Source organism: Salinarchaeum sp. IM2453 (assembly GCF_019693215.1).
Classification (GTDB): domain Archaea; phylum Halobacteriota; class Halobacteria; order Halobacteriales; family Salinarchaeaceae; genus IM2453.
The window spans coordinates 1564330-1576401 of record NZ_CP081183.1 but is presented as its reverse complement, the minus strand read 5'-3'; the positions used below and the strand labels follow the sequence as shown (position 1 = coordinate 1576401).

The window sequence follows — 12072 nt, the reverse complement described above, 5'->3', positions numbered from 1 at the left end:
ATAGTTATCATGCGTCAGTTCATTATTTTCGGCCACGAAACGCCAACAGACCCGTCCTTTTCGCTTGATGACTTAGCTGGTGGAGCCGGACGGCTGGATGTACTTTGCCGTTGCGTAAACAGTGCAGTGTTTCTTTCACATGGAATGCGAGAAGATACAAAAATTCAACTGGTGCTTTCAGATACATACCGAGTTGAGTTTGATGGAAAGCAGTTACAGTATCTACATCCAGATGAGCGAACAATTGCATCCCGGATCAAGAATGCATTAGAGAATGCTGATATGGCAATTGGTCATCAGCCAGCAGAGCCATCGCCTGGTGTGAAACTATACCGAATGGACACGAGATCGACGGTAGAAGCAGTTGCGGAACAAAGCGCAGTAATACAGTTACATGAATCAGGCACGCCAATTACAGATGTTGATATGCCACAGTCATCCGCATTTGTGCTCTCTGATCATCAGCGATTCACTACAGAAGAGCAGGAAATTCTCGATGAGGTTGTTGAGGAAAAGATCAGTGTGGGACCAAAAGCCATCCATGCAAACCACGCTATTACAGTTGTCCACAATTATCTTGATACAGAAAGATACCGTCAATACGAATGACACGAGACAGAACGGCAATAACTCCAGAGGAAACCAATAATCAAAAAGAAATTCCGTTAGCTGGCATCAGGATGGACGAACAAACTCGCTGTGAGCATTATAACAGCGAGGTGGATATTGTCTCGATCCGGTTCCCATGCTGTGATACATTTTATCCATGTTACAAATGTCATCGATCACTCACAGATCATAAAGCAGAACAATGGGAGTGTAGCGAGTTTGATACAGAAGCTATATACTGTGGCAATTGCGGATCTGTATTTACTATTACAGAGTACATAAACGGAGGTACACAATGTCCCAAGTGCCATTCAGAGTTCAATGCAGAATGTGAACATCATTATGAACGATATTTTGTAGTTGACGAGAAGTGAGTAACATACGTGAGTTGGCGTAAAGTACTTCGGGAGAGGCTCAGGGCACTCGGTCTTCTCCATCTGTGGATAACAGTTGTTGATAATACGATTTCTTTATTCAGTGGTGATCCGGTAACAAACCGTGATACACCATTATCACATGACTCGTGTTGAATAATAAAACTGTGTTTTCAACTACTGATAAGGACATCAGTTGCAATTACAGTGAGTGCAGTAGAGTAGGAATACAGCCATCGCTCAGTCTACTCTGAAACAGTTACGTTACGTGATATTAAATTATCGACTGTGATAGATTCTGCTCATGATGCTGACTTCGAACGGGATCATACCCGCGGGCAGCCTCATTTGCCCGTCACCAGCAAGCGGGGTTGAGACAATCCAAATCAACGCCTGCGGAGACTGCGACCGCTGTAGACACTGCGGTTGTGTCTGCAAGGCACATCGCTGAACCAGAAAGCTCCTATCCGCAAGGAACCGCCAACGGCGGGGGTAGGTAGGGGAGGTTCACGCGGTCTACAGAGGAACCTCAAATTGACCTCTTCTCCGCCCTGAAGGGCGAGGCTTTCGCCTCGAATCTTCCGTAAGTCACGTGATATCGAATCCAAAATTAGGTAAGAAAAACATGTCGAGGCCTGTCTACAAGTACCTCACGACCCCACTCAACGGCGTCAGTGAAATCATCTGAACGGAAGAATTCCATCGCATTTTGCTTTGAATCCCATCTGCTGGCGATAAACATATCATTATTTTGACCAACATTTTCGAGCAAAGAGGTTCTTCGATGCCCCTCCATCTCAACGAGTAGTTCCTCAACATCTCCAAACTTTTTAACGAAATCGTCACGGTAGGCAGGCTTAACAGTGTAAAACATGCCCATAGTTTCAAAGCCATCACCTTCGTTTGCCCAACCGACAATCCCGGGAAGATCAGAAAGGTATTCACTGGCAGTGCTTGCGGCGTCCGCTGTTTTCCAGTGGCTGACTACAGCTGCAACGTCTCCATCCGTATCGTTGTAAACATTTGTTCCATTGTGTGTGTCATATCGGTCAAATCCACTATTTAAGTCTTCAACGGCATCAATAAGATTGTCTAATTCCGCATCAGAATACAGCACAAGGGCATACATATCTTCGCCATGAGGTGTACCAGCATAGATGTCGAGTTCAGATAATTCACTTCTGATGTCCTCAACATCGTCTTCAGTCGCAGCTGGTTCCTTGACATTGGTGTCATTATCCGTCTGTTGAGAGTGGCTATCTTCAACGCCCGCAATATCAAGTAAAAAACTCTTAGCAATATTGGCTGCACGCTCAGTTTCCCAGAGGCTGGCTACAGCCACCTGTTCATTCTCTTCAGTTACAACTGTCTTAATATGGGTATCGTAGTGATCGAAATTTCCACGGAGACCATCAACATCTGTCCGAACGTCTTGGAGATTAGCTTTGGAGTATATGATAAGACCATAAATATCATCTCCATAATTCGTCTCCTCATTGAGTCCAATGTCGCTGAGACGTGACACAAGATGATCCGAATTTACAATTACACCATCTTCATCAGGATTAACTGTTGATTTATCAGGGCTGTTCGCATGGTCTTTCATAGCATCAGAGCTACCTTCAGTGCCGGTTGCATCCTCCGGATGGATTGGAGATTCCATCTCTTGTGCCGTTAGGTCATTCTTATCAGTTGGGACAGGATCACCTGCCATGAATGAAGGTAAATCCGAAGGAGCAATCCTTCGGCCAATGTAAAATGAGCCGAACTCAGCAAACTTCGAAGTAGAAGGATCAAAACGCATCTCATAAAGTAAATCCTTCATATCAACCAAATCATCACCCCATAATGTCACTCCCCACTCCCAGTCGTCGAGCGCTATTGCTCCTGTGATCATTTGAACAACACGTCCGCCATAATCACGGCCGATGTCACCGTGTGCTTCCATATGTTCTGCGCGTGTCTCAAAGTCAAGGTCATACCAATTCTGGCCGGGCTGGCGGCGCTTGTTCATTGGATAAAAGCAGACATGTGTTGTGTCTGGGATGTCCGGTTTCAACCGTGTCTGCATGTAGTTTGCAAGTCCCGAGTTTTCATCGATTGTGCCGTCAAAATACTTGCGAGCACGCTCTGAATAGCCAGAGGCCTCTGTTACGGAGACAAAAGAAGTTGCTCGTTTAGTATACTTCGCAAATTTGGTACGCTCAAATTGGCGCTCAATTGCTCCGATACGTGCAGTTGTGGGACGGAGGTGAAGTATAAGCAGATCTGCTTTGTGTCCAAGAATTGAGTATATCGCAGAAGCCCCATCTCCATTCTTACCTACACCAGTTTGAGATACGAGATGATCAATTATCTCCGAAAGTGCACGCTTTCGTTCACGTTCAGGAGCCTTCCGCCAAGCATCCCAATCTATTGTCCGAAAATCATGCAGTGCAAACCACCCTTCGTCTGTTGGAGGGGCAGTGTTATGTTGTGACATGGACCGCGATAAGGAATGGATAAATAGGAACCTTCCGGTCAATTGTCCTGAGGTTAGTTTGAGAATCTGCAGTTTTCAAATTAGAAGTCTATAAAAGTTAAGCAGATAGCCACAAACGGTATAACAATGACAGACACAGCAGATCTGGCTGGTAGTTCAGTTCTTGTTACCGGTGGTGCTGGATTTATCGGGAGCCATCTGGTAGAGCGGCTTGCTACTGATCTAAATTGCTATGTGTTCGTTATTGATGATCTTTCGAACGGATCAGCAGAGCACATTCAGCTTGATCATGGAAACATTGAGTTTGTTCAAGGAGATGCGGCCAGTCAACCGCTACTGAACTCGCTTGCGGAGCAAGTTGAGGTGATCTTCCATCAGGCAGCACTGGTCAGTGTCGAAGCGTCAGTGAAAAACCCGGTAGAAAGCCATCAGAGAAATGCCGAAGCGACGCTGACGGTTCTTGAGGCGGCCCGAATGACAGATACACGGGTTGTAGTTGCATCCTCAGCAGCAATATACGGGCACCCAGAGACAGTACCAATCAGCGAGAATCATTCAAAGCATCCGACATCGCCGTATGGGCTTGATAAGCTTACAATTGATCAGCGGACGCAGTTATATGGTGAGTTGTATGATCTAAACGCGGTTGCTCTACGGTACTTCAACGTATATGGGCCAAGACAAACCGGTGACTATGCGGGAGTGATTTCTGTTTTCTGTGAGCAGGCCGAACAGGGAACTGAAATCACTATTGAAGGGGATGGTGAGCAGACCCGTGATTTTGTACACGTGGATGATATTGTGCAGGCAAACCTGCTAGCTGCAGCAACAGAAAAAACAGGCGCATATAATATTGGAACTGGCACAGAAATCTCTATCAACAAACTCGCTGATATAATCAAATACCTAACAGATAGTAGTGCTGAGGTCACACATATTGATCCGCGAGAGGGTGACATTCGTCGGAGTTGCGCAGACATCTCTCGAGCGAAGGAAGAACTTGGGTATGAGCCAACGATAGAGTTAGAGGAAGGACTAAAAACGCTGATCGATGCCAAGTGAGCTAGCCCTGCCTACTCGCCGTCGTTGGCGGTTCCTTGAGAGCGGGACATAGCCTGTAGAAGCTAAAAGAGCTAATTTACAGTGGTAGCAAGGCGAACGCCCACCCCGCTTTAGCCGGGGAAGAGGTCAAAGGATAGAAGGCGAATACAAGAAATCATCCTAAACCAACTTGAGATCAGTTGGATCTGTAGTCTCCAAACGTTTGTCACTATCAAATAAATTCCTCAGACGCTAACCCAAGCCGTCGAGACCAGTGATTTGATCTCCGAATGACTGAAGTTCGTCAATACCCTGCGGAGAGTCAATCCGCTGTGGAACGAGCATTGCTGGAACATCAAATTGATCAGCAATATTGTTGAGATACGAATACTGTTGTTTTCGACGTCGCTGGAAAAAGGCATTGTCACTATGTGAATATGGCAAGAGATAATTCACCGCAATAGCTGCCGGTTCAATATCAACTTGCTCGCGAAGGTCATCTGCAGCTCGTCGGGCTTCAATGATTGGGGTATGTTCAGGATACATCACAAAAATAACCGATGTCTTCTGTGGATTTTGCATAGCATCGACGACATCATCATATTTTGTCGCATCAGAAGCAGATGTTTTGGTTAATGATCCCAAGTTCAGAAATCCGCTCCAATCAGAGGGGAGTTCAAGCAATCGAAGTGTATGTCCAGTTGGAGCAGTATCAAATACGACAATATCGAAATCTTTGTTGAAGTACTCAATGAACTTCTCAAGCGAAGCCATTTCTTTAGCACATGGTGAATTGAGTTCTTCTTCGACTTGTGCGAGTACCTCATCAAGATCGATTGAATCGTTGTTACCCCGCTGAACTCGCTTACGCACCTGCTCACGTATTTGGATACGGTACTCCTCGTAAGCTTTCTGCTGGTCAATGCGAGCTGCGTATAAGTTCGGTTGGCTCAAGGATGTTGGCTCCGTTGTAACCCTTTCACCGAAGATCTCGCTAAGGTGTGACGCCGGATCAGTTGTGACAACAAGTGTCTCATATTCTGCATTGGCTAAGGCAGTTGCTGTTGTTGCTGCAACAGTGCTTTTACCGACACCGCCTTTGCCAGCAAAAAAGAGATATCGGGTATCAGTGTCAGGGGTGATCTCCTCAATGATACCTCCTGTATCAATTTGTGTTGATGCTGGTGGGATATCGTCTGGTTGTTCCGTTTTTACATTTACTGAGGGGGAGTTATCTTCGTACAGCGTTTCTGCAACATCGACAAGCAGCGTATTGTCAGTAATTTCCGTAGGTTGTAACGGATATGTTTCCACAGGAATATCAGGAAAGTCGTCTTTGAGTTGTGTAATGAGAGACTGCTCAGTCGTATACTGCTGTCTGAGAAACTGGTTGTCACAGACCTCTTCTGGGAGGTATCCATTGAGAACAATCAAATCGGTTTTAATTCCAAGATCAGATAACTCGCTGGAGGATGTACGGACTTCCTCAATAGCAGTGTCACGAGGACGACTGACAAATACAAATGACGAATGCTGGTCGGACTGCAGTGTATCGACAGCATCTTCATATCGTTCCTTTGTATCTTCAAGTGCAGCAGCAGGACCAATACATGTGTTACCCCCGTGATCAAGTTCCTCACTCCAGTCACTTGGTAGCTCCATCAGACGAATTGTATGCCCCGTTGGAGCCGTATCAAAGACCACGACATCATATGTATCCGAGCTCATAAATTCAGTAAATTTGTCAAATGCAGCTACTTCATCAACACACGGGCTATCAAGTTGATCCCTGATCGTTTGAAGTTCCTCGTCATCAACCGAATCAGCGATCGGCTCCAAAACCTGCGTACGGTATTCCTCAGCAGCTGTATCAGGATCAATCTCAATTGCAGAAAGGTTCTCATATCCGGAGACAGGAGTGACTTCGTGACCTACATTTTGTCCAAAGATATCACCAACATTTGGAGCAGGGTCAGTAGTAACAATTAGTGTCTCAAAGCCGCGTTGAGCAAGCCATGCAGCGGTGGAACAACTAACAGTGCTTTTTCCAACGCCGCCCTTCCCGCTGAAAAAGACAAACTGTGTCTCTGTACTTTGCTGTGGTGTAACGATGTCGACAACGGAATGTCTCATTGACATAGATACGGTGATAAACAACTGTTCTTACAGTCATTTGAGCAGACAATAAAATAAGCCTGTTGCAGTTGTTATCTGCCATTTACGACATAAAACAAGATAATTGCTACGTTCAAATTTCTTAATTATATAAATATTTTTTGCAAGGTTCCAATTTCTGCAGTCGCTGTGGTCTAATTTAGTATATGTGTGATTGTTCAACCAATGAGCGTGGCATAACATGACAATTGAATGGAATACAATGAGAAAAAAGGAGGATGCTAAAATATGAGTTCGGCAGATGATGAGACGGGGATTTCACGGAGGTCAGCATTGAAGGCTCTTGGAGCAGCCGGAGGAATTAGCAGCCTTGGCGGATACGGATATTTTAGCCAGATTGCAAGTGGACAGACAGAACCGGTTGAGTATGATGAAGTTGCAACAGCTTGCTGGATTGGAAAGCAGGACTGTGGGATGCGTGCTCGAGTTGTAAATGATCGAGTTGTGCATCTTGCACCTGACCCTGCAGACGAATGTGTTGACGGGCTTTGTCCAAAGGGAGTGTCACAAATTGCAGATTTGTATGATCCATATCGGATTAAACAGCCGCTCAAACGCGTAGGGGATTCAGAGAAAGGTACAGAAGGTGATTTTGAACCAATCTCATGGGACGAGGCAATCGAAGAGATTGCTGCTGATCTCGCTCCAAAATTAGAATCAGACCCACGCAGAGTGCATTTTCAAATTGGGCGGGTAAAGGGCGCAGAATGGCACATGGATGGTTGGGTAAATGCGGTTGAGCAAGCATACGGTGTAAATGGTGATGATGCCGGTCTAAACGTGAGAGGCCACGGAAATGTATGTGCATCAGGAAATAAATTTGCAGGGTCACGGGTCGGGGCTGCATTCACTTCACCCGAACCCGACTTTGATAATACTGAGTTATTCTTGAGTTGGGGATGGAATGCGACAAATGCTGGCGGACCGCACCTCTGTAACACGACTTACTCCCGGGAAATAGCGGAAGCATACGAAGATGGAACAGAGATGGTCGTCCTCGACCCACAACGTCGTGGAGCAGGACAGTGGTGTGATCAATGGCTCCCCATTGAACCAGGAACAGATTTGGCATTTTTCCTAGCAATTAATCACGTGTTGATTGAAGAAGGATACATCGACCAATGGTTTTTAAAGAATATGTCAAATTCGCCTTGTCTAGTCTATGCTGAAGGTGAACGTGAAGGAGAGGTGGTGAGAGCGGATGATCTTTCAACAGATGTCGTTGAAGGATATAATAGTCAAGAGGATGTCGAATCTCCGATTGAATCCCCACTGTGGACAGAAGGTGAAGTGGTATACGACGGAGAATCGCTTCGGACACATGAGAGTGCACTACCCGACGATCCAACTGTTCCAAATGATCACGCGACAGCAGTACTAGAGACAGAAGATGAGCTACGGATTGAGGTAGATGGTGAAGAGGTACTTGTTGAGACGGCTTTTGAGCGTTTCGCTGATCATATTACCGAATACAGTCCCGAATGGGCTGCAGAGATCACTGATATCGATGCCGAAACAATCAGATCAGTTGCAATAAACTGGGGAGAAACAGCGCAGATTGGTGCAACGCGGACAGTAGAGGTGGATGGTAACACGAGAGAAGTGCCATATCGGCCCGTCTCAATGTCGCTATATCACGTTAGTCAACAGGAACTGGGTCCCCCGGCAGCGCAGGCAGGAATACTAATGATGGTGCTTGTAGGAGCCGCCGAAGTTATTGGAGCGAGCAGAACAGGATATGCTAATGTTCCGGATGGCGGGCCACGGAGGCAGATGCGAGAAGCCGCATTCAATGATACCCTCACATGGGAACCAGATGGACCTGATCTTGAAGGAACGTATTATCATCCTGATGCGAACGGTGCATACGCCAAAGTTCCGCATGTGATGAATAATTATGATCGGTATGGTCTTGATGAGACAGTAGGAGAACCCGATGATATGGCATGTATTGTCCAGTTTGCAAATCCTGTCGGAAGTGGTCCAAATCGTAGACGAACGATTAACGGGTATGCACAATACGATACAGTTGTAGCTGTCGATCCCCACATGAGTGACACAGCCGCTCTTGTCGCGGATTATATTCTTCCAACAACGACCGTTGACAAGAATGAGAACTCAAAAGGCGGAATGAGTAACACGCACTATACAACAACAACTCGAACGGCACCAATTCCACAGTTGTTTGACTGCCGAGATGAAGGCGATATATACAAGGAATTAGCAGCTGAGCTCGGTGCAGCAGAAGAGTATCTTGAGAATATCAACACGGCATTCGACTTGGATGGCGCAGATGCATTTGATTCAGTCGATGAGTTGACCGTATCCGAATGTTTAGACCGAGCATTCAGTGAAGACTTGAAAAGTCAAGCACAAAGCAGACAGAGACCATTGTACGAGCGGTATTGGTACCTACTTGAAGAACGGTACAACAGCCAAGGAACGACGCCAAATCAAGATATAAAAGTAGAGCACAGTCCGTTTGGATTCAAGTGGCAATTGTATGTCGAATCGTTTGAGCGTGTTGGAGAGATTGTACGTAACGAATTTGAAGAGCATGAAGAACATAATTCGGTAGACTTTCCTTATATCGATGATATCAATGGTTTTCCTACGTGGCGAGAGCCAACAATGTGGGACTCACCCGATGAATACCAGTATACTCTATTTGATCACAAAAAGATCGAACATAAGCAATCGCGAAGTAACCAGAATCCGCTGTTAAACGAGCTTGATCCTCAGTCATACGTTCGAATGCATCCAAGCACCGCAGAAGAGGTTGGTGTCGAAGAGGGGGACCGTGTCACTGTAACAAGTCACAATGCAGTCGAGGACGAAACGCACGAGATTGAAGGTGAGGTGATGACACTTGAGGGGATCAAGCCGGAGACAATATGTATCCCTCCACATCACACTGACACGCTGAAGCCAAATGCTCAAGCCCTCGACGAAGGAGCAAACGTCAATGTCTTGTTTGACTCAACAGAGGGATACTGCTCATGGGGCGCTGATCAATCATTCCACATTCGTGTCGCTGTCGAACCAGCGGGTGATGACGCATGACTCAAATGGGAATGGTAATCGACTTAGAGCGTTGCCAAGGATGCAGATCATGTCAAATTGCGTGTAAGACAGAGAACAATACACCAAGGGGTGCATTTTGGATGAACGTGCTTCGATACGAGCAGGGAGAGTTTCCTGACGTGGATCAAGGTTTCGTACCTAATCCATGTCATCATTGTACTGATTCTCCCTGTACAGATGTGTGCCCTACAACTGCCCGATATAAGCGTGATGAGGATGGTATCGTGCTGACAGATTATGATCAATGTATTGGCTGTCGGTACTGTGAGATTGCCTGCCCGTATGGTGTAAACTACTTCCAGTGGCGCGACTCCTCAGAAGGACAGTATGGATTTGAGGCACACCTCGAAGAGTACAGTGATGAGTTAGATGGGTCACCCTGGGAAGAAACACCATATGTAGGCAGCCACGAGGAAGGAGGAGGAACACAAGCAAGCGGAAAAATAGGAAAATGTACATTCTGTGTCCACCGACAGGACTCAGACGACGAGCAATTGGAGGGAACAACAGCCTGTCAAGAAGCTTGTCCAATGAACGTGATCCACTTTGGAGATATGGAAGACCCAGAAAGCAAACCGCGACAGTACCTAAACGAAAAGTCGAGTAAGCAACAATGGACGATGTTAGAAAGTGCTGGCACCGGATCTAACATCACATATCTAGGACCTCAACCTAACAGCGACGCCAGAGGAATCGAAGACCAGTACAAAGATCCAGAAGACGCAATTGAAGCCGAAGCTGATCGGGACGAGTATTTGCTCACAGGGGGTGAATCAGCATGAGCACAATCGAAGGCCCTCTGCGAAAGCAGCTAATTCGGCCCTTGACTGAAAGTGGCACAAAGTTCTATGTTGCATTCAGTGCCGCCGCAGTACTGTCGATTGTCGGGATTGGAGCCTGGATATATCAATTAAATTCTGGCATGCATATTACAGGACTTGGTGACTGGGGCACCATGGCAGGTGCACCGTGGGGCCTCTACATTGGAACCTTTATTTGGTGGGTTGGGATTGCACACGGAGGTATTGCAATCTCAGCTGCGGTGCGACTTTTCAGTCTGGAGAAGTACCTGCCGATTGCCAGAATTGCCGAAGTGCTGACATTGATCGCATTACCGATGGCTGCACTGAACATCATCTATGACCTCGGACGGCCAAGCATGATGTATGAGATTTTTCTTAACTATCCAAGTGCAGTACAATCTTCACCATTAGCCTGGGATGTTACTGCCGTATTCCTTTATTTGACATTAAGTGCAACGTATCTATGGCTGACGGTCCGGGAGGATGTGTATGAACTTCGCAAGGAAGGCGCTTTACCATCATACTTAAGTCCTGTGTATAGTCTCATTCTAATTGGCTATCGCCCAGGTGAGGAAGAGAAGACGCGTCAAATGAACTGGTGGCTAGCGGTAGCTATCTTGTTGCTAGTTCCACTTCTATCCGGTGGCGTTGTCCCGTGGCTCTATGCGACTATGGGAATGCACCCTGGGTGGTGGGGAGCAGCACAAGGACCAGCAATGCTTGCAGAGTCATTAACATCTGCTATCGCAGTGGTAATCGTTGTATCCGCAACGTTTCGGTATGCGTATGATTGGGAAGAGATCATCACAAAGGATATTTTCAGAGGCCTCAATAAGGTGATGATTGGTCTAATCGTTGTTACATTGTGGTTTGTTCTGCAGGATTTAGTGACAGGGCTGGGACCTGCAGCACCAGTTGATGAGGCAGCAGTAACAGAGGCGCTGATTTCCGGATCGTTGTCACCCTTATTCTGGGGATCTGTTGGCGGATTAGGCATCGGGCTTATTTACACAACAGCGGTAACACTTCGCCCACAGTGGTTTAGTGTTGGTGGGACAGTTGCAGCCGCAGCGATTGTGTCAGTTTCAATTCTCGCAAAGAAATTCTTGTTTGTTATTGAAGGGCTCGTACATCCATCCCGTTCACCGATTTCAGATTTGTTCCCAGATGGATCCTATACACCAACACTTGTTGAGTTTGCAGTGGCGTCTGGAACAATCGGTATGGCGGCACTTGGGTTTATGATTATTTCAAAGATTATTCCAATTGTTGAGGTTGAACGGCTGTGGGGGGTGAAAAACGAATGAGTTTTAGCATCATCCTTGTGTTTGGAATCTTACTGCTACCGCTGTATCTCGTGATTGCTGGATGGATACTTGGAAAACCAAGAGATTACAGAACAGCAGGACTAGGAGTCGTCTTTATGATTAGTATCGTTGCAGTATTGATCGCTGGAACATTTGTCGTCAGTCTCACTGAATTTATCTTGCCCTCATGATCTGAT

General features: G+C 46.3%; 9 protein-coding genes. 7 read left to right on the top strand and 2 right to left on the bottom strand.

Annotated elements, in window-relative coordinates:
• Positions 1–9 precede the first annotated feature (9 nt).
• Together trmY and K0C01_RS13080 are read left to right on the top strand one after the other, a co-directional pair.
• Entirely contained in the window at positions 10–609 is a 600-nt protein-coding gene (trmY, locus tag K0C01_RS07580; protein WP_221169112.1) for a tRNA (pseudouridine(54)-N(1))-methyltransferase TrmY, read from the top strand.
• On the top strand, positions 606–983 hold the full coding sequence (locus K0C01_RS13080; protein WP_221169111.1) for a CHY zinc finger protein: 378 nt from the start codon (positions 606–608) through the stop codon (positions 981–983). The genes trmY and K0C01_RS13080 overlap by 4 nt, the downstream gene beginning before the upstream one ends.
• Positions 984–1593: 610 nt before the next feature.
• On the opposite strand, the gene K0C01_RS07570 is transcribed toward K0C01_RS13080, so the two are convergent.
• A complete protein-coding gene (locus tag K0C01_RS07570; RefSeq protein WP_221169110.1) occupies positions 1594–3465 on the bottom strand; it encodes a heme-binding protein in 1872 nt (623 codons plus the stop codon).
• Between the two features lie 126 nt (positions 3466–3591).
• Between K0C01_RS07570 and K0C01_RS07565 the strand changes: the two genes are divergently transcribed.
• Positions 3592–4527, top strand: a complete 936-nt coding sequence (locus tag K0C01_RS07565) for a GDP-mannose 4,6-dehydratase (protein ID WP_221169109.1) — start codon at positions 3592–3594, stop codon at positions 4525–4527.
• Between the two features lie 231 nt (positions 4528–4758).
• Here the strand turns inward: K0C01_RS07565 and arsA are convergent, their stop codons facing one another.
• A complete protein-coding gene (arsA, locus tag K0C01_RS07560) occupies positions 4759–6645 on the bottom strand; it encodes an arsenical pump-driving ATPase (protein ID WP_221169108.1) in 1887 nt (628 codons plus the stop codon).
• A 264-nt stretch (positions 6646–6909) separates the two neighbouring features.
• On the opposite strand from arsA, the gene K0C01_RS07555 reads away from it, so the two are divergent.
• From K0C01_RS07555 to K0C01_RS07540, 4 genes are read left to right on the top strand one after another with little or no spacing between them, the layout of a single operon-like run.
• Positions 6910–9744 (top strand): molybdopterin-containing oxidoreductase family protein, encoded by a 2835-nt coding sequence (locus K0C01_RS07555; protein ID WP_221169107.1) that lies wholly within the window; start codon positions 6910–6912, stop codon positions 9742–9744.
• The gene (locus K0C01_RS07550; protein WP_221169106.1) at positions 9741–10547 is read left to right on the top strand and encodes a 4Fe-4S dicluster domain-containing protein; all 807 of its coding nucleotides are present in this window, start codon (positions 9741–9743) and stop codon (positions 10545–10547) included. The genes K0C01_RS07555 and K0C01_RS07550 overlap by 4 nt, the downstream gene beginning before the upstream one ends.
• Complete coding sequence (gene nrfD, locus K0C01_RS07545) at positions 10544–11875, top strand: NrfD/PsrC family molybdoenzyme membrane anchor subunit (RefSeq protein ID WP_221169105.1); 1332 nt, start codon at positions 10544–10546, stop codon at positions 11873–11875. The genes K0C01_RS07550 and nrfD overlap by 4 nt, the downstream gene beginning before the upstream one ends.
• Positions 11872–12066, top strand: a complete 195-nt coding sequence (locus K0C01_RS07540; protein ID WP_221169104.1) for a hypothetical protein — start codon at positions 11872–11874, stop codon at positions 12064–12066. The genes nrfD and K0C01_RS07540 overlap by 4 nt, the downstream gene beginning before the upstream one ends.
• Positions 12067–12072 lie beyond the last annotated feature (6 nt).